This window comes from Octadecabacter antarcticus 307 (assembly GCF_000155675.2).
GTDB classification, from domain to species: Bacteria; Pseudomonadota; Alphaproteobacteria; order Rhodobacterales; family Rhodobacteraceae; genus Octadecabacter; species Octadecabacter antarcticus.
The window spans coordinates 751,974-771,491 of record NC_020911.1 but is presented as its reverse complement, the minus strand read 5'-3'; the positions used below and the strand labels follow the sequence as shown (position 1 = coordinate 771,491).

At 50.8% G+C, this 19,518-nt stretch carries 19 protein-coding genes and 1 pseudogene; all 20 read right to left on the bottom strand.

Going from position 1 to position 19,518, the window contains the following annotated elements; genetic code table 11:
• Positions 1–46: 46 nt before the first annotated feature.
• Positions 47–260 (bottom strand): annotated as a pseudogene (locus OAN307_RS04020) (IS6 family transposase); the annotation flags it as partial.
• Between the two features lie 17 nt (positions 261–277).
• Positions 278–1,420 carry a thiolase family protein gene (locus tag OAN307_RS04015; protein ID WP_015498565.1) on the bottom strand — a complete coding sequence of 381 codons (1,143 nt, stop codon included), beginning with the start codon at positions 1,418–1,420 and terminating at the stop codon, positions 278–280.
• A gap of 2 nt (positions 1,421–1,422) precedes the next feature.
• A complete protein-coding gene (locus tag OAN307_RS04010; RefSeq protein WP_015498564.1) occupies positions 1,423–2,601 on the bottom strand; it encodes an AMP-binding protein in 1,179 nt (392 codons plus the stop codon).
• Entirely contained in the window at positions 2,598–2,837 is a 240-nt protein-coding gene (locus OAN307_RS04005) for a hypothetical protein (RefSeq protein WP_015498563.1), read from the bottom strand. Before OAN307_RS04005 ends, OAN307_RS04010 begins: the two co-directional genes overlap by 4 nt.
• Positions 2,834–3,130 (bottom strand): cupin domain-containing protein, encoded by a 297-nt coding sequence (locus OAN307_RS04000; RefSeq protein ID WP_015497141.1) that lies wholly within the window; start codon positions 3,128–3,130, stop codon positions 2,834–2,836. Before OAN307_RS04000 ends, OAN307_RS04005 begins: the two co-directional genes overlap by 4 nt.
• Positions 3,127–3,801 (bottom strand): nitroreductase, encoded by a 675-nt coding sequence (locus tag OAN307_RS03995; RefSeq protein ID WP_015498562.1) that lies wholly within the window; start codon positions 3,799–3,801, stop codon positions 3,127–3,129. Before OAN307_RS03995 ends, OAN307_RS04000 begins: the two co-directional genes overlap by 4 nt.
• Positions 3,802–3,954: 153 nt before the next feature.
• On the bottom strand, positions 3,955–6,312 hold the full coding sequence (locus OAN307_RS03990; protein ID WP_015498561.1) for a xanthine dehydrogenase family protein molybdopterin-binding subunit: 2,358 nt from the start codon (positions 6,310–6,312) through the stop codon (positions 3,955–3,957).
• Complete coding sequence (locus OAN307_RS03985; protein WP_015498560.1) at positions 6,309–6,779, bottom strand: (2Fe-2S)-binding protein; 471 nt, start codon at positions 6,777–6,779, stop codon at positions 6,309–6,311. Before OAN307_RS03985 ends, OAN307_RS03990 begins: the two co-directional genes overlap by 4 nt.
• A 2-nt stretch (positions 6,780–6,781) precedes the next feature.
• Positions 6,782–7,651, bottom strand: coding sequence for an FAD binding domain-containing protein (locus OAN307_RS03980; protein ID WP_015498559.1), 870 nt, complete (start codon positions 7,649–7,651; stop codon positions 6,782–6,784).
• Positions 7,652–7,777: 126 nt separating this feature from the next.
• Entirely contained in the window at positions 7,778–8,323 is a 546-nt protein-coding gene (locus OAN307_RS03975; protein ID WP_015498558.1) for a biotin transporter BioY, read from the bottom strand.
• 11 nt (positions 8,324–8,334) lie between these two features.
• Complete coding sequence (locus tag OAN307_RS03970) at positions 8,335–8,937, bottom strand: energy-coupling factor transporter transmembrane component T family protein (protein WP_015498557.1); 603 nt, start codon at positions 8,935–8,937, stop codon at positions 8,335–8,337.
• Complete coding sequence (locus OAN307_RS03965) at positions 8,912–9,673, bottom strand: energy-coupling factor ABC transporter ATP-binding protein (protein ID WP_051067946.1); 762 nt, start codon at positions 9,671–9,673, stop codon at positions 8,912–8,914. Before OAN307_RS03965 ends, OAN307_RS03970 begins: the two co-directional genes overlap by 26 nt.
• Before the next feature lie 87 nt (positions 9,674–9,760).
• Positions 9,761–11,215, bottom strand: a complete 1,455-nt coding sequence (locus OAN307_RS03960) for an NAD-dependent succinate-semialdehyde dehydrogenase (protein ID WP_015498555.1) — start codon at positions 11,213–11,215, stop codon at positions 9,761–9,763.
• Positions 11,209–12,495 (bottom strand): 4-aminobutyrate--2-oxoglutarate transaminase, encoded by a 1,287-nt coding sequence (locus OAN307_RS03955; RefSeq protein WP_015498554.1) that lies wholly within the window; start codon positions 12,493–12,495, stop codon positions 11,209–11,211. The genes OAN307_RS03960 and OAN307_RS03955 overlap by 7 nt, the downstream gene beginning before the upstream one ends.
• Before the next feature lie 84 nt (positions 12,496–12,579).
• Positions 12,580–13,593: an ABC transporter permease gene (locus OAN307_RS03950; RefSeq protein ID WP_015498553.1), complete on the bottom strand. Its 1,014-nt coding sequence runs from the start codon at positions 13,591–13,593 to the stop codon at positions 12,580–12,582.
• Entirely contained in the window at positions 13,590–15,098 is a 1,509-nt protein-coding gene (locus OAN307_RS03945) for a sugar ABC transporter ATP-binding protein (RefSeq protein WP_015498552.1), read from the bottom strand. The genes OAN307_RS03950 and OAN307_RS03945 overlap by 4 nt, the downstream gene beginning before the upstream one ends.
• Positions 15,099–15,164: 66 nt before the next feature.
• Positions 15,165–16,367 (bottom strand): TMAO reductase system periplasmic protein TorT, encoded by a 1,203-nt coding sequence (gene torT, locus OAN307_RS03940; protein WP_245540963.1) that lies wholly within the window; start codon positions 16,365–16,367, stop codon positions 15,165–15,167.
• Positions 16,300–17,271, bottom strand: coding sequence for a 5-oxoprolinase subunit C family protein (locus OAN307_RS03935; RefSeq protein ID WP_015498550.1), 972 nt, complete (start codon positions 17,269–17,271; stop codon positions 16,300–16,302). The genes torT and OAN307_RS03935 overlap by 68 nt, the downstream gene beginning before the upstream one ends.
• The gene (locus OAN307_RS03930) at positions 17,261–18,136 is read right to left on the bottom strand and encodes a 5-oxoprolinase subunit B family protein (protein WP_015498549.1); all 876 of its coding nucleotides are present in this window, start codon (positions 18,134–18,136) and stop codon (positions 17,261–17,263) included. The genes OAN307_RS03935 and OAN307_RS03930 overlap by 11 nt, the downstream gene beginning before the upstream one ends.
• Complete coding sequence (locus OAN307_RS03925; RefSeq protein ID WP_015498548.1) at positions 18,133–19,518, bottom strand: acetyl-CoA carboxylase biotin carboxylase subunit; 1,386 nt, start codon at positions 19,516–19,518, stop codon at positions 18,133–18,135. The genes OAN307_RS03930 and OAN307_RS03925 overlap by 4 nt, the downstream gene beginning before the upstream one ends.

Here is a 19,518-nt window from a genome sequence, read left to right as displayed (position 1 = left end):
ATACCGCTTTTGACCAGATTACCTGGCATGTTGGTGTCAGGCAAATTCGAACCAGTCTCTGCAAGATCAGGGAGGCAAACAGCGGGCCAAATCTGTTCCACCAAAACCAAACCCGTCTCATAGCTGATGTCGATGCCACGTTCGTGCAACAGATCCTCCACGTTCCGAAGCGACAACGGGAAACGGACATACATCATCACGGCCAGACGGATGATCTCGGGGCTCGTCTTGAAGGAGCAAAAAGGGCTGCGTTTTGTCATCCCAAGACGCTAATTTCTCACCGTGCCCGCCTCAACCGATTTTTCTCTGATAGTGCACCAAATAGAGCGGCGCTACCAATTCCACCAGCAGCAGCAATTGCCGCAAGTCCGAAACCTGGTCTTTGTGTTAGTTCATCAAAGATGTTCACAGCCAAAATGGCTCCCGAAGCGCCAATGGGATGCCCCCGAGCTAGAGATCCCCCCTCTAAGTTGACCAAGTTCAGTGGCAACTGTGCGCCTTGCTGGCAAACCAACGCCTGTACTGCGAAAGCCTCCATTATCTCTATATGGCTGAGGTCCTCTGCCGCGATTCCAGTTCGCTTAAGCAGTGTTTTTATAGCCATTATGGGGGCTTCACCCGGCATGTCTGGCTGTGCGCCAACGCTGATACCAGAAATAAATTTCAGACCTTGTAGGCCATGTTGTTCGGCGAAGTCTGCCGAAGTCATGACAACTACCGCGGCGCAATCTGCAGCGACAGCCATGTTCGCGACCGAAATACTCCCGCTTACAGACGATGCTCGATTGCACAGCGCCATGCTAAGATTTCGCGGGAATGCATCTTTAGTCACTCCTGCGACTTCTACGATCCGAGCAGTAGAGTGGGTTGATTGTGAAGCTATTGCTTTTCGATGACTCTCTATTGCCCAAGCATCTTGTTCGGCTTTGGATATCCCATATTTGGAAGCAAGGTGGTCGGCTGCAACCGCCATATCAGGATCTCGGTCGGGCCAAGGCGTGAACTGAGCCTGATCGTATTGTTCTGCCACCCGATCACCATAAAACGTCCGGTACCGCAAAGGCCTTCGCGAATAACTCTCTACTCCACCAGCGATGACCACCTGATGGCTTCCCGATCTGATTAAGGCATCAGCGAGCGTAATCGCATCAAGACCTCCTGAGCATTGTCGATCAATTGTGAGACCGGCGACGGATTCAGATAACCCCACGTTCAACGCGACAATACGTGCCGGGTTCCCTCCCCCACCAAGGGCGTTGGCAAGGATGACCTCATCGACCTGTTCCATTCTAATCTGGGCATCTTCGATAGCTTGCTCCAGAACTGGTTTTGCCAATTCTTCAAGCGACAGGCGAGACAATGCGCCTCCACGTGGTACAACCGCGCTGCGGCGCGCTGCTAAGAGGACCGACGCCGACACGGCTAAACACCCAACCGATTGTGAAGTGCCAAGTAGTCTAGTTTTCCCGACAAAAGAAGCGGCATCTCGGTCACAAAATGCACCTCACGAGGTACTGAGTGTGAACCGAGTCCCAACCGGCATCGACTTACGATTGCCTCCTTGTCAATCGACGTGTCGCCTGATTGGATAAAACACACGGGGACATGTCCGCGTCGATCATCCTTCTTAGCAATGACGGCGCAGTGATCAATACCGAAGATGGTCCCTATCGTTCGTTCAATCTCGTCCAAGAATACATTGTTGTCTGCGACGGTGATCATTCGGTTTTTTCGTCCTAGGACAAACAGTCTGCCGTCGTCGTCAAAATATCCCATCTCTCCCACGGTCAAATAACTGCCAATCCGGCGCGTGTCTTGGCTTTCACCGACCTCATATGCATCGAACAGAAACGGGCTTCGAACCCAAATTTTCCCAACTTCGAATGGAACGGTTGCCTGACCGTCGCCAATTCTAACATCTACGCCGGGATATGGTCTCCCGACCGACCCTGAAGGGGTATTGAGGTCAGAAATGGTGATGAAACTGGTCTCACTTGCCCCATAGAACTCATAAGTGATCGCGTTTGAGAAAAACGTGTTCAATTCGCTTCGCAGTGATCCAGTTAACTCTCCCCCTCCGCAAAAGACGTGGGTGACGGTATTAAAACCAGTTGTTTGGTTGGTTTTTGCGCCCTTCAACAGCAACTTTAGCTGTGTGGGGGTCGCGTAAATGACAGAAACTTTGTGGTCATCAATCAAACTTGCTTGCCGAGCTGGGCCAACATTAGACAAACAGCAGAGGGACGCCCCGATGCTCATTGCTTCAACCGCTGCATAAAGCGTCAGCGAATGGCCTAAAGATCCAAAAGTTGCATAGATGTCGGTCGTTTTGATGCCAAAATGACTGCGGGTGATATCAAAGGACTTATTCCAAGATGACGGGCTTCTGCGGATAGCTTTAGGGGTTCCCGTTGATCCTGATGTTTCACAGATCAGCCATTGTCGCGACGCTACCTCGATGGCAATCGACCTCTGAGCTGTCTGGCTTACCCAGATCGTCATCTTTTCTCGCAAACCTGTAATAAGTGCGCCTAATTCTGGCGTCAGTGGGGTAAGCACCTCGAAGTCGTCGTGTAAGATGAATTCGCCAAGGTTGGTCATTTTCGACCGCCTAACTGCTCAATGCTCAATGCCTCGAATATTGAAATCCGCTCCATGACGCGCTCGCGGCCCAATACCTGCATAATTGAGTACAGGTCCTGAGAGTTTGGACTGCCGGTCACGCGTGTGACTGCGGCATCATCATCAAGCTCTCGGGACGGAAACTCAGCTTCTAGCTGATCGAGGCTTTGAAGGGAGTTTGGGAAAACCCTGTAGATATTGTCGGTCGTGATCATGCGCCTTGCTTCAACTCAAGCTCGACAAAGACCATTTTGGCCTTCCCATCGTTGACAACATTGTGCCGCACACCCGCTTTGCGAAAATAGCTATCGCCTTGCTCTGTACTTGCGTTCTGTGGCCCATCGTCTGTTTCGATGAGCATGGTGCATTCTGTAATGGCCGTGACTGTGTAGTCCATGAGATGACGGTGCCATCCTGTTTCTTGGCCGGGTTCAAACTCATATCGTGTGACCCGCACCTGTTCATTCTCAATGAGAACGGTGGCGGTCGCTTCGGCTCTATTCGTCACGGTTCTTCCTCCTCCAAAGTGTTGAAGCCATAAAAATTTGAATATTCGGCAAGCTCGGCTCGATCCGTCCAAAACTGGTTGATCGGTGCGGCTATGTCGGGAAGTCCAAGCGCAATTCCACAAACAATCATCTCGTCTTCCGGCAAGACCAGCTCTCGGTGCACGACAGCTCCATAGTTTGCGATGGCACCAATTCCGGTAGCACCAAGCCCCGCATCTTCAGCGGCAAGGAGAAACGTCATGACAGCCATTCCCATATCCATGAAACAGCCCTTGCCCATGTTGCGGTCAATGGTGACGACCACCCCAACAGGGGCGTTGAAGAAAAGGTAGTTCTGCGCAAATTGCTCTCTACGGCCCTTCACGTCTCGCCGTTCTATCCCTTGGGCACCATATAGTGCGTACCCTGCCGCCCGTTGGCGATCCTTAAGCGCGGCAGGCATAGGTTCAGGAAAGTAGGAATATTCCAGATCGATCTCTTGGCCGCTGGTGTGTGCCAGCGTTAGCTGTGTTTTGAGCGCATCCAAGTTTGTTCCTGTCAGCACATGAAACTTTCCGGGCTGCAGGTTTGCACCACTTGGCGCACGTCGTGCCGCGGTGCAAATTTTCTCCAGCGTTCGACGGTCAACAGGATCATCCAGAAACGCCCTGATTGAGCGTCTTTGCAGCATAAGTTTTTCGAAGCGAGAAATCATTGGATTTCGAGCCCGCCATAAACCTTCAATGCATCCCCAACATGGTCGATGCCATCGTGAGCAAGACTGGTGAACGACGAGATGAAGCGCCAACTGGGCGTAGGCTTAGGTCGAGCATACCAAGCATCGTTAACCCAGTACATTTTTTTCCCAGTCTGATTGGATATGCTCTAGATCAAGCGATCGGCTGTCTTCTGACATCAGTTCCAAAACGCGTGGAGGCGTTAGTGGCAACTCATTGACCTTCTTACCCGTCGCGTTGGCAACGGCACATGCTATCGAAGCTCCTACGTTAAGAATTGGAACTTCGCCTGCTCCCTTCGTGCCTAAAGGGCCCGCTGAAGGCGCACCTTCAAATAGATCTAGATCGATCGGGAGGACGTCTCCAACACTGGGTATTTTGTAGGTTTCAAAGCCGTCCTGATCGATGCACCCTTTATCATTGATCGTTATCTCTTCACTTAAAGCATAGCCCATACCTTGGACCACACCACCTTGAACTTGACTTCGAATGGCCCGCGGGTTTATGGCCCGGCCCACGTCTTGCACCACACGATAGCTGAGAACAGAAACCTTTCCGGTTTCTTTGTGGACTGCTACTTCGCAATCGTGGACTGCAAAAACAGGAATATCGATCGCGTCAATGAAATGACCCGCAGCACATCCTGGCATTGCCGGTGTTCCGGGTGCCGTGAACGCTCCACTGCCCGCAATGGGACCATTACGAGCTTCGGCTTCTGCAATTACCGTTTGAATGGGCATTCCCGATCCTGCCATGCCTGCAATCTCGACGCGCCCATTCACAAGAACAAGTTTATTGGTTGCTGTTTGGAGCAATTCACTAGCAATCTCGAATAGCTTGTCACGCACCTCAGCGCATGCAGCCGTACTGGCTGCCCCAATGGACACAGTTGTACGTCCGCCCCCAACTCCAAGATCTCGTCCTGACGCATCTGTGTCTGCTGTCTTCACGATGACATTGTCAGGATGTATGCCCAGATCGGCCCCCACCATTTGAGGCAATGACTGCATCATCGTACCGGAGCCAATTTCAACTCCAGAGGTTACCAGCGTTGCGCTACCGTCTGCATTTAAGTTTACAGTGGCGGCGGACGGGCCAACAAATATGAACCAAGTGCCGACCGTAGTCGCCCGTCCATACAGATATTCGGACGTGTCAACCTCAGCAGGGCTATCCTTCGAAATGAGTACATCCATGCGGTCTAGCATCGGTCCTAGCACATCACCCTCAAAGACCTGCCCTGTCGCCCCAAGTGATCCGTCGCCCACGACATTCAATTTTCGGAACGCAACAGGGTCCATGCCGATTGCTTTGCAGATCTCATCAGTATGCCGTTCTAGAGCGAAGGTGTTGTAGACACCGTTGCATGCCCTGAAAGCGCCATTCGGAGGTGTGTTTGTATAAACAGCCTGACTAGCAATCTTGGCTGCACCTAACCGGTAGTTTCCACCTAAGGTGTGAGCAGTCATAGTTGTCAGGAATACTTGCTCACCGCCGTACGCGCCAGCGTCCATTAGGACAGTCCCTTCGCGCGCGACGATTTCACCGTCCTTTGTAACAGCGGACTTAAGGCGAATTTCTGCGTTTTCTCGACATAAACACGTTAACATCTCTTCTTCTCGCGAATTGATAAGCGAGACCGGTTGACCCGTTTTTTTCGCGAGGATGGCCGCGTATGGTTCCAGAGAACAGTCGAATTTTAGCCCAAACCCACCGCCAACTGGCGGCACGGTCACGCGAACATGCGATTCAGGAATTTCAAGCACTTTTGCAGTTACATGTCGCACGGTCCAAGGCACTTGCGTCGAGGTTATGACGTGGAACCGTCCATCTTCAAATGAGGCAATGACAGCCCGGGGTTCAAAGGAAACATGATTTTGTCGACCAACGCGGTAGCATCCTTCAACAACAGTGATGTCATCTCTGTCGAATTCTGCTTGCGTATCCCCACGCCGCACCGTGGCTTCCCAAGCGATATTGCCTCCGCGAGCCGCGCCGTCGTAGAGAATTTCGTAGTCTTCCCAGTCTGGATGAATAAGACGGGCATCTTTTGCAAGCGACTGAGCCATTGTTAAGTTGGGTTTAGACGCTTCAATCTTGACGACGACTTTCTTCGCAGCTTCCAATGCTTGGCGTCGTGTCTTTGCTGCAATCGCAGCTATCGGTTCTCCGTGATAACGTACATGACCATCCGCAAAAATTGGATGATCGGCTATGCCAAGTCCGTGGGAACCGGGAGCGTCCACCGAAGTCGCTATTCCCCGCACGCCTGGCATCTCTAGCGCAGCTTTTGCGTCTAGTTGAATGATTTTGCCTGACGCTACCTCAGAACGTACTAGGACAGCATGGAGTGTTTCAAGACCACCTTGGTCCACCGTGTATTTGGTTCGGCCCCGCAACTTATCCGAGGCGTCTCTTCGGGGATAATCCATGACGGCGTTATTTTGTGCTTGTAGATATGTCATTGAACCAGCCCTCGCTCATGAGCAATCGAAGCCAACGCATCCACAATTAACTCGTAACCAGTGCATCGACATAAGTTCCCTGTCATTGCTGACTTGATTTCAGCGCGTGAGGGATTGCTGTTGGTCTCAAAAAACTTGCTCATGGTCATCACCAACCCCGGAAAACACATGCCGCACTGTACGACGTCATGTTTCTCGAGCGCGGCTTGGACCGCATTGAACGTGCCCATCGGGGACAGGCCCTCAATTGTGGTAACTTCGGCTCCCTCGAGCATACCGATTGGACGAAGACATGCAGGCAGTGCTTCACCATTGATATGCACGTTGCACGTTCCGCAAAACCCTTCACCGCAGACGTCCTTAGCTCCAGTCAGGCGGAATGTGTCTCGCAGGACCTCCAATAGGCTAGTGCGTGGGTCGCCGTGAAAGACCTGCTTTTCCCCGTTTATAGTTAAACGTATCGCCATCACTACCCCCCCCTTTTTTGATTGAATATAGAAGCTAGGGCCGATTGAACGAGGTGGGGGAGTACACTCACCCTATATGAACCTGGAGCATCGACAGCATCACGGCCGTTAAAGTCTACAGACAAGTCTCTGGCTTGAGATTTGCATTCTTCCGGTCGAAAAACTTGCCCTTCGAGAGCATCCTCTAAAGCAGTCCATCGGCGCGGTGTTTCTTCTACCGATCCGATGGCGACTCTTAGGTCAGTCAGAACCGATGTTGAACTGATCACAGCACCAACACTTACGATCGCAACAGGATAGTCTCCCGACGACTTCATCGTCAGTCGTACATGAGAGGTTGCGCCAGCCATCCGAGGAAGCATCACCCTGACGAGAATTTCATCCAGCGGTCTCTCTTTTCTACTGTTTAGATATTCCGAAAGGGGCAAGCTGCTCGTGCCAGAGGCACCAGCAACCTCAACTTGAGCATCAAGGGCCAGCAATGCAGTCGCAATATCTGGCGAATGAAAGCCATCAGTACAGATATTTCCGCCAACGGTTGCGAGGCGACGAACACCGGGCGTTGCTGAAATTCGTGCGGCATCAGCAAGACCAAACAATTCTGGCGATCCTTCAAGTGCGACGCCAAGATCATGATGTGTTGTTAGAGCGCCGATGGAGATTTGGTTCGACTCCATATGAAAACCGCGAAGCTCAGAAACATTGGATAAGGCAAGGAAACCCGGCGCCAAGGCTTCTTTCCTCTTTTCAGACCTCATCAGCCAGGTCCCACCTGCAATAGGCACGAGACTTCGTTCTCTATCCGATAGGATTGAAATTGCTTCGTCCAAACTGTTCGCAAAATAAACTTCGCCGGTTTCTTCTTCGCGCATGTCCTCTAAACCTTTCGTACGATACTTGTTTTCGCGAGCGCTCGACGATCAAACAAATCGTCCAGAAACGCGCTGATTGCCGGCCTTTGCAACATGAGTTTTTCGAAGCCAGAGGTCATCAGATTTCTATGTAACCGACAAAACACTGGCTGGCCGCGCTTTCGCTAATGCGGCCGTCAGCATCCCTGCAATCACAGCTTTAATAACATCACCAGGTACGAACGCAGCTACCAACCCTGTCGCTTCCAATAGCGATTTGTCTAAGGCAATAGAAAGCCCCGCGATGCCAAACACGTACATCACAAGAATGCCTCCGATCACTGAAGCAACACCCGCCACGACAGCTAGTGAGTAGCCGCGCCATTTTTCAACAATCATGCCAGTTACAAAGGCCGCCACGGGCCAGCCAATCAGGAAGCCAGCTGAAGGTGAAACGAACAAGCCAAGCCCCCCTCGTCCTCCAGAAAGAAGCGGCAGCCCTACTGCCACGAGCAAGAGCAACAACAAGACGGACATTGCTCCGCGCTTTGATCCCAATATTGTTCCACACAGCATAACACCGAGGCTTTGCGCAGTGATAGGTACGCCGAAACCAAGCGTTAGTTTCGGAATGAGGCCAAGTGCAGCGATTAAGGCTGCGAACAAGGCGATTAGAGCAACATTTTTTTCCATTGGGTTTCCTATTAGCTTTCGAGCCCACCACGTGCCTTCAATGCATCCGCAACGTGATCGGTGTCATCGAGAGCAAGGATGGTGAACGGTAAGATGATGCGCCAGCTCGGCGCGCGTTCAGATCGTGCGCGCCAAGCATCGGACAATTGACTGCCTTTGTTTACGAGAACGGGTGTTAATCTTATCACCAGTGCGATGGCAATTTCGACAACTTTTGGTTTCAAGCCTAAGGCATGAAGGGGCCGTAAAATGACACTGATCACATCAATCATGTCCGAGAGCTTTGTCGTCATGGTTACAAGGTTAGCAAGCGCAACAGCGCTGACGAGGCGAACGACAATGACACCACCGTCTACGAAGCTTCCGATCCAAACATGCCATATGCCGACGATCAGGATGAACGGCCACAGCATCCTAAGTTGGCGCAAGCCGTTTAGGAAGAAAACCTTCCCAGGCAATGCATAAGTAAGCATCACAAGTGTGAACACGGATATGAGGACCCAAATGTCTTCGATAAGGAAAAGAAGAGCTGTCGTTATACACAATGAACCGAGCTTGAATGAGGCTGGCCAGTCATGTGCCTTAGTTCTAATCGGAGAGGTCAGAGATATCATCTGTTGCTCCCCATTTTTTCATCTGCGCCTTGTACTGCACCAATACGTCATCGCAGCTTCCAAAATCAACCAGACGTCCGCCCTCTAGCCAAAGCGCAAAGTCGAACTCTCTGAGGTCTTCGGGATTGTGAGTAATGTGAATCAGGTTCCCAGGGTAGCCCGAGAAATACTTCTGAAGCTGGATGCCCGTAGGTATGTCGAGGCCTGATAGAGGTTCATCCAGAATAACTGTCTTCGGTTGCATCGCTGAAATTGCCATCAAGCAAAGCAGTTGCTTTTGACCTTGTGACAATGTGCTGACGTTAGCATCGATCCAATGGGACTTACCGAAGCGAGCCAGCGTCCGCTCAGTTCCCTGCGCTGCTTCGTCTCTAGTTTGACCGAGCTGTCGTAGACCGAAGGCAATCTCTTCCTGCACAGTTGGAAAGATAATCTGGTGGTCAGGGTTTTGGAACAGAATACCGACTTCTGTAAGTGCTGCTTTTCGGTCCTTTGCAGGCGAGATTCCGTTCACCAAAATAGAGCCTGATGACGGTTTGATAAGACCCGCAATAAGACGAGATAACGTCGATTTTCCAGAGCCATTGCGGCCAACAATACCTATTCGCGCTGATTCCGTTCTAAGAGAAAGGTCCTCAAGTATCTGCCTTCCGGCGATCTCAAAGCAAACGCCCTCCAACGACAGTCCAGAGAGGTCTGTTTTTGCATTTCGCACTTCAATCCTCTCCATTTTCATTGGTTGATAATTCCTTGGAGGTCTGTGCCCTATCTCGACAAAAGATCACACTAGATTTTCGGTGCCATTTATCTTTGCGCAAGATCGCTAGCTGATCTCGCCAAAGCACATGTATTTTAGCTCAAGATAGTCGTCGGCACCGTACTTGGAGCCTTCACGTCCCTGCCCGGACTGTTTGATACCGCCAAATGGCGCGACCTCGGTAGATATTAGCCCTGTGTTGATACCAACCATTCCTGTCTCTAACAGTTCTGCAACACGCCAGACTCGTCTGATGTCATTGGAATAGAAGTAACCAGCCAAGCCAAATTCTGTGTCGTTTGCGAGTTCGACTGCTTCATCCTCAGTTTCAAACTCGAACAAGGGTGCTATCGGGCCAAAAGTTTCTTCGTGAGAAACGAGCATATTTTTTTTCATGCCTGTGACTACGGTCGGCTCAAAAAATGTCCCGCCCAAACTATGACGCTGACCTCCTGTCGCCAGAGTAGCACCCTTTGCAATGGCATCAGAGAGATGAGATTCAACTTTTGCCAAAGCAGCTGCATTGATCAGAGGACCAACAGTGACCCCTTCCCCAAAACCATCGCCAATAATGAACGCGGCCACTCGTTGGGCCAGCTTCTCGGAAAACTCTTTATAGACACCTGATTGTACATATATCCGGTTAGCACAAACGCAGGTTTGACCAGCGTTTCTGAACTTTGCAATCAATGCACCTTCAACTGCTGCATCGATATCGGCATCATCGAACACAATGAAAGGTGCGTTTCCCCCCAACTCCATCGAGACTTTTTTAACGGTTGCTGCCCCTTGTTCCATCAAAATTTTGCCAACTCGGGTTGAGCCGGTGAAAGTGATTTTGGCAACTTTCGTGTTTGCGCAGAGTTCTTTACCAACAGCGGAAGAGTCACTGCTCGTAATAACACTGAAAACACCGCTCGGTATCCCAGCACGCTCACCCAAGACTGCCATTGCAAGGGCTGACAATGGTGTCAGCTCTGCAGGGCGAGCAACAAAGGTACAGCCAACTGCGAGCGCCGGCGCTACTTTCCGCGCGATCATTGCGTTCGGAAAATTCCAAGGAGTAATTGAACCCACGACACCTACTGGCTGTTTGAGAACAACAATGCGTTTGTCTGGTTGATGGCCTGGAATTACGTCTCCGTAAATACGTTTGGCTTCCTCGGCAAACCACTCAATGTACGACGCACCGTACATGATCTCACCCTTAGCTTCTGCTAAAGGCTTGCCCATTTCAGCGGTTAAGATTGATGCCAGATCGTCAACGTTCTCAACTATCAGATCGTACCATTTTCGTAAAATGGCACCTCGCTCTTTACCGGTCTTCATTCCCCACGCGATTTTGGCATCGTATGCGCCGTCAATAGCATGGCTGACATCGCTGATGGCTAAATCAGTTACATCAGCAATCTTTTCGCCAGTCGAAGGATTGTGGACTGGAAATGTATCTCCGGTTTCAATCCATTGACCATTTACGAATGCACGGGTCTCAAGGAGAGATGGGTCATTAAGTTTCAGCATGTCCACTTCTCCCGCGCTGCGACGATAGATTCCTCAAGAATGTCGAGCGCTTCAGCCATGATTTCATCTTGGATTGTTATAGGAGCCAAAAACCGAACAACGTTGCCGTAGATGCCACATGTCAAAAGGATGAGCTTGCGTTTGAGAGCCTCAGCGCGAACTTTTTGCGTAAATTCTGGACTTGGCGCAGACCCATCTGGTGTGTTGAATTCAACGGCAACCATGAAGCCGGGGCCACGAATATCCACAATCTCAGGGGTCGTTGAACGGATGGATTCCAGTCGCTGACGCAAACGCGACCCAAGCTCATTTGCGCGAGCGCAGAGATTTTCTTCCTCAATAACGTCAAGGACAGCATGTGCTGCTGCTATGCCGAGTGGATTGCCGCCGTAGGTTCCACCCAATCCGCCAGGGCCCGCCGCATCCATGATTTCAGCTTTACCGACCAAAGCCGCAAGCGGCAGCCCACCAGCGAGGCCCTTAGCCATGGTTGTTAAGTCAGGCGCTACGTCGTAACCGTCCATCGCAAACAGATTTCCAGTTCGCGCAAAACCAGTCTGAATCTCATCTGCAACCATCACAATGCCATGTTCGTCGCAAAGCGAGCGTAATTCTCGCACGAGTTGTGCTGGCGCAGGGTAGAAACCACCCTCTCCTTGCACGGGTTCGAAGATGATTGCCGCAACACGTTCTGGATCAAGATCGGCCTTGAATAATTTTTTAAACGCATCCATCGATTCTTGAGTTGAGACCCCATGAATTTCGATTGGAAACGGCACGTGATAAACATCAGGCATCATTGCACCAAAGCCCTGCTTGTACGGTGCAACTTTGCCAGTAAGGCTCATACCCATGAAGGTACGACCGTGAAAACCACCACCAAAAGCGATGACCGCAGGCCGACCTGTGTACGCGCGAGCAACTTTGATGGCGTTCTCAACCGCTTCGGCACCAGTGGTAACAAAGACGGTCTTTTTCTCGAAATCACCTGATACCGCAGCATTTAGACGTTCGGCCAAACTGATGTAATTTTCATAGGGCAACACCTGATGGCAGGTGTGCGTGAACCGCTCCATTTGACGCTGTACTGCGGCCATCACTTTGGGATGACAATGCCCGGTATTCACAACCGCAATGCCTGCGGCAAAATCGATGTATCGGGTTCCTTCTACATCCCAAATTTCTGAGTTTTTTGCGCGATCTGCATAGATCTGGGTTTGCATACCTACCCCGCGTGAGATCGCTTTATCTTTTCGGATGTTAATTTCTGAATTCAACATTCGTGTTTCCTTCCTGAACTCAGGTTAATGAGACATGGGCCGGAAATTTCCCAGCCCATCACTTATTGCTAACTGGGCCGAGAACTAGGTGCCGTTCATGATCATTCGGTAGCGCAGCTGATCAAAGATCACAGCGAGAATCAGCAACGACCCCAGCAAGACCATCTGCATGTAGGAACTGACCTGTGCCAAATTCATGCCGTTTTGAACGAGGATGATGAAAAATGCGCCAAGTACGACATTCTCGACACGTCCAATACCACCCCGAAGCGATACACCGGCGATAACGCAGGCTGCGATAGATTCCAGTGCGATGGATGCGCCCAGATTGGCTTCACCAGATTCCACTCGTGCCGTCAGCAAAAGCCCTGTCAAAGACGCGAGGAGCGCACAAATTATATAGGCCAGCATCAGTGTCTTTTTGGTATTAATCGCTGACAGATGTGCTGCTTTGATGTTGCCACCAACCGCGTAGACTTGGGTTCCAAGTCGTGTACGCGACATGAATACCCACATGGAAATGATGCAGATAAGGGCAACAATCACTGGGACCGGTATGCCCCATAGCCTACCAAACCCAAATGTATCAGCGAAAGCATACGGCATGCCACTGACAGGAACGCCTCCTGTCAAAAAGAGTGCCATTCCGGCCGCTACAGAGGAAACGCCTAAAGTCATGATGAACGGAGAAACTTCAAAGTATGCAACTCCAACACCATTGATGGCACCAATCAAAAGAGCTGCGCCAAAACCCATCAATGCTCCTAGAGCGATAGCAAGCCAGATCGCGTCTGGAAAAATCGTTGCCATCCACACCATACCTGAAGCTGAAACGACGGAGGTCAGAGCGATCGCAGTACCAACCGACAAATCGAACCCACCCGAGATCAGAACAAGCATCTGGCCCATCGACACTAGAACCAAATACACCGACTGCCTTGCGACGTTGATAAGGTTTTGACTTGTTAAGAAATTTGATGAAAGCGCTGTGAAGACAACCAGAGCAATTGCTAGAAAGAATGGCAGTACGCCAACCCGCAAGAAAATCCATTTGATCAGTGTGAAAGCTGCATTGTTTTTTTTGATTTCAGCACTCATGCCGTTGCTCCAGTCTCGTCAAAGAAATATTTTAGGACCTGATCTTCGGACATGTCATCACCTGACAGCTCCGCTGTGATTTGCCCGTGGGCGAGCACCAGAATACGGTGCGAAAGATTTAAGACTTCGGGAAGGTCTGAAGAAATGATGACAACAGCCTTGCCTGCCTCTGCCAAGTCTTTGATCAACAGGTAAAGGGCGGCGCGTGTACCCATGTCCACACCAACGGTCGGTTCATCAAAAATGAAAAGGTCGATGTCTTGACCGAACGCTTTCCCAAACAGGACTTTCTGCTGATTGCCACCAGATAGCTGAGAAACTAGTTTCGGTCGGTAGTCCTCCTGCAGTTTCACCGTTTCGGAAATTGCATCTGTCTTTTGTTTGATGGACCTCCAATTGACAAAGCCTTGCAGCTTCTCGCCCAATCGGGCCATCATTGGGTTTACACCCAGATTGTCATTTGATGACTTGGCCAGATCGAGTCCTTCATGCTTTCGATCAGGAGACAAATAATAGACGCCAGCCTGAATAATAGCACGGGTGCTTGCATTACTAATGTCTGCTCCACGATATGTAATCGTGCCACTCTGACGCGGGTATAAATCCATGATCGTTCGGAAAAGTCGGGATTTGCCAGAGCCTACCAGCCCAGCAATGCCAAGTATCTCTCCTGCCTTCACATCAAACGACGAGGAATGAACACCGGGTGCACACAATTCGTGGACCTGCATGAGTGTTTCACCGTCTTGTTTCTCAATGTGTGGGTAGATTTCAGAGATGGCGCGGCCGGTCATCATCTCAACAAGTGCGCCGTCGTCGATGTCGGACATGTTAACTGTCCCGATCTTAGCGCCGTCACGCAGAACTGTGATACGGTCTGCTATCCGAGCGAATTCCTGCATCCGGTGAGAGATGTAAATAATCCCGACACCGCTTGCCTTGAGACCTTCAACAAATTCAAACAAGTGATCCACTTCGCGGTCGGTAAGGGAAGCCGTTGGTTCATCTAAGATCAAGACAGAAAGATCACCATGGAAAGCCTTGGTAATCTCGACCATCTGTTGCTGCGCACGAGACAGGCTTGCTGTGATGGCGGTCGGATCAATGTCAAACCCGAGGTCCTTGAACATCTTCGCCGCACGTTTGCGCATCTCTTTGTGATCAATAAAGGGCCCTATCATGGGCTCCCATCCAAGAAAGATATTTTGTGCAACTGTGAGAGTAGGTATGAGAGAAAATTCTTGGAAAACCGTGTAAATCCCAAGAGACTGCGCGTCGGCAACATTCTCAAAGCGGACGTTGCCACCATTATGGTAAATTTTTCCAGAACTTGGCTTGATAGCCCCCGCAAGCATAGAAATCAAAGTAGATTTCCCAGCTCCGTTTTCACCAAACAAAACATGGACTTCGCCAGCTTCAAGGTCAAAATAGACCCCGTCTAGAGCTAGAACACCGGGGTACTGCTTTGACAAGCCACTTGTTTTTAAGAGGATATTAGTAGTCATCATTTGCTCCAAAAAACATGGGCCGAGCAGTAAGCACCCGGCCCATGTGAGTTACCTCGACGAGGCCTACTGGTTCACAGAGAACACTGGGCTGTACCCGTCAGGCGGAAGAATGTCTGTGCGTGGCACATCGGCAATGTTGGAAGAATCAACAACGAAGATCTCTGGACCAACGTGCTTAATGTATTCTTCACCCTCTAGAATGCGGACCGCTTGGTCGATAGCAATCCGTCCTTGGATAACCATTGAGTCAGCTGGAGCTGCAAGGATAAAACCACGTTCGATACCAGTGTAGACGCCCGGCGTCATGTAGAATGCCAAAAGGTCTACTTCACCTTGCAATCCACGTTCACGGATCAAACCTTGAGCCGCCTCTGCAGTTACCGCAGTACCCGCAAGATAGCGGACGTCCGGGTTTGCTTGCAGAACGTCTTCAACCAGACCCAACTGCACTTCTTTGCCAGTGTCACCAAAGCGTGGCTCGAGAACTTCTACAGCGGAACCTTCGACGGCTTCCATGAACCCAGCGTGAGCTGCTTCAACCCAACCAGCACCAGCCGGACCAGGAAACCAACCAACTTTTACTGGATCGCTGCCTGCAGGGTGCCGCTCAGCCAGATATCGTCCAGTTTCCGCGCCCATTGTTCTGAAAGAAACCAATGACTTCGCAGAAATATCTGGGGAAGACACACCGTTGATCACATCAATCACTGGAATACCGGCTCCAGCAACTTCGCCGATAACATTGTTAAGGCCATCAAACGAGATCGCTCCGATAACAACCGCGTCGGCACCACCTGCTACACAGTTCTCGATCTGACTGATCTGATTGGCCAATTCGGTATAACCGCCAGCATCAACGTTATTCATGTTGACGCCGAGACGGGCTGCTTCATCAGCAACACCGTAGTTCACGCCGAGCCAATAAGCGTCTTTCATGTGCGGAAATGAAACGCAGATGTTCCATGCTTTTTCAGCTCTCTCAAGCGGTGTGTAAGTTACAGCGCTTACTTCACCATCAGCGGAAAATGCAGGTGTAACCTCTTGCGCTTCATAGGGATACCAATTTTCTTCTGCAAACGCTGCAGCGGGGATCGCCGTCGCCATCGCTAGGGCCACCGTTGTTTTTAAGAATTGTTTCATTAGTGTCATCTCCTTGTTGTTTATTTTTTTGTGCGGATTTCCGCGTTCTGTTTGTCCCTTAGGTGAGATCTTTTCTAATTTTTTGTAAGGCTTCGCGACGACTCGTCCTCGCAGCGAGAGCCTCATCCATGTCAACCTTCACAAACCTCACCGGCGTGTTCGGTTGAAGTTGCCCAATGAAATCCATGTCTGCTGATATAATCGCTCCAAGTGTGAAATAGCCCCCCCCCGACACCGCATCGCGATGTAGAACGATAGGCTCTGTTCCACCTGGCACCTGAATGGAGCCATAAGAATAGCAGCCATCCACGATATTTGAGGGATCAGCGCCAGCACCAAAGGGCTGTTCGCGATCGACGAATTCCAACGGACGTCCACCCTTGAATCGGTAGCCCATACGGTCGGCTTCTGGTGCAACTATCCAAGTATCCTCGAAAAACCCGTTCCCAGCAGCCTCGGTCAAGCGGTTCCAGTATAGTCCCGGCAAAACACGAAGCTCGGCTGGATTTGTCGGGCCACGACGCAAGTCAGTTGGAACTGATAAACCAGCTTTGCCAACGATACCTTGTCCGGAAGGAATGACATCTCCCTGAGCAATTGGACGTCCGTCAACGCCACCCAAGGCACCGATTGGATAGGTAGAACGGCTACCTAGGTCTGGGTCGGTCGCAATACCACCAGAAACAGCAATGTAAATCCGTGCTCCAGTTTTCAGAAATCCAAATGCAAGAGTTTGGCCTGACTTCACTGTAAAGGACGTCCATCCCTCGACTGCTTCGCCATCAATCGTGATTGGCATTTCAGCCCCGGTAACAGCGACAATCGCATCTTCCGTGAACTCGATCTCCGGGCCCATAAAGACGGCTTCCAATCCAGCTGCACCCTCTGGGTTGCCGACCAACAAGTTTGCGGCCCTGAGAGCGAAGCGATCCATAGCACCACTGATTGGAATGCCCAGATGAAAATATCCGGGACGACCAAGGTCTTGAACGGATGTCGAAAGGCCGGGTTTGTTAATTTTAAGCGCCATTGAGAGCCTCCATCAATTTCTCATTGGTACCCGCCATATCGGCGTTGAACTCCTCAAGGTCGAAATCGACCTCCGCGATACGGGGGGTATAGGTACCCGCCTCTACTGCCGCTGTAACACGGTCGTATTCAGCACGATCAATGGGTTTCCATTTCACGATGTCACCCGGCTTGAAGAAGACCAAGAAGTCCTTGAGGTAGCTCACTTGTTGTTCGGGATCATAGATGGGCATGGGTGAGATTCCGAACATCTGATAACCCCCAGCGCCGCGCACAGAGTACAAACAAGAGAAACAACCACCGTACCCAACGGTTAGTTTGGGTGTATCCGTCCTTGGGCGGAGATATTTTGGGACTTGAATCTGCTTTTCTCGCTCAACCAACTGATAGAGAAATGGCAGACCAGCCACAAAGCCGACCATTGACACAAACCAAGGCTGCGAATGGTGCGCTTCAATAAACGCTTCTACGCTGTCATATCCGTTTATTCGCGCGGCATAATCAAGGTCGGTCCCAGAAGGGTCCTGATGGCGTTCGCGAAAACGCATGACACATTCTTGGGTCCACGGATCTTGATAGTAGACAGGAATTTCAACAATCCGAGTTGAAAGACGCTTCTCCGCACTGTCGGCCATGTGCTCAAGTTCTTTGACACGCTTAAGCATGTCTTCAGGATGCGTCACATCCGGATCGAACTTGACTTGGAAGGATGCGTTCGCCGGACAAATCTCTGTCACGCCTGGGATATTGGCGTCTCGGACGGCAGTGCTCATGGAAAGTGACTTGAAGAATGCGTCTAGTGACATCTCCTCGTCGATCTCCACGTAGATGTGCTCGTCACCCCCAAATGTGTAACGTGTCTTCACGATGCACCTCCTGTTTGCTGCGTTTTCGTTAGGTTGCCCGCCTCCAACCATGGCTCCAACCATTGAGTGTGGAATGCGCCTTCTTGAACCGAAGGATCATCTGCGAGAGCAAGATGAAGCGGGATGGTTGTTTTGAGACCGGCCAGTTCAATTTCTTGCAACGCGGCTCTAAGCTTTGAAATGGCCTCAGGCCGCGTTGGGGCATGAACAATAACTTTGCCTAGAAGTGAATCGTAGAAGGGTGGGATCTGATATCCTTCGTAAAGGAAATGATCGAATCTGATCCCCTCCCCTTCAGGAATGCGCATTGCCCCTACTTTGCCCGGCCATGGCATAAATTGCATGAATGGATCTTCAGCATTGATGCGGACTTCGATCGCATGACCGTTTCGCACAATCTCATCTTGAGTCATGCTGAGTTTTTCACCACCACAAACTCGGATCATCTCTTGGACAAGATCAACACCAGTGATCATTTCACTAATTGGGTGTTCAACTTGGATGCGTGTGTTCATTTCTATAAAGAAAAACTCATTGGTGGCCTCATCGTAGAGGTATTCCAGTGTTCCGGCGCCGCGATAGTTTACCGCCTTTGCTAGAGCGACGGCTGACTTACATAGCGTTTGACGCGTTTCCTCATCAAGACATACAGCCCCAGCCTCTTCCCAGACCTTCTGTCGGCGGCGTTGAATCGAGCACTCACGTTCGAAACAGTGAACTGCGTTTGTGCCATCGCCCAGAATTTGAACCTCGATATGACGCGGTGATCTAACAGCGCGTTCAAGATATAGCCCACCATCGCCGAACGCGGCTTCTGCTTCAGCTTGCGCTTGCGGCGCGAGGGACCGCAATTCCCCCTCATTGTCAGCAACGCGAATGCCTCTGCCACCGCCACCTGCAGCAGCCTTGATCATGACCGGATATCCGATATCGCTCGCGATTTGCGCTGCGTCGTCTACAGTTTCTATGCGACCTTTGGATCCGGGCACAACAGGAACGCCCGCCGCTTCTGCAGCCTTTCGCGCTTCAACTTTATCACCCATCCGCTCAATGGTCGCAGCCGTCGGACCCACAAACGTAATTCCAGCTGATTCAATAGCATGTGCAAATTCTGGACTTTCAGACAAAAAACCATATCCAGGATGAACGGCATCTGCGCCGGAATCCTTGATCGCTTGCATCAAACGTACAACATTCAAATAGCTGTCTTTGGATTTTGCTGGACCAACACAGATGGCCTCATCTGCGAGTTTGACGCTCAACATCTCGGCATCGCCTTCGGAATAGGCTTGTATCGTTGTGATCCCAAGCTCCTTGGCAGCACGAATAATACGTACGGAAATCTCACCACGGTTGGCGATAAAGAGGCGCGAAATCGTCAT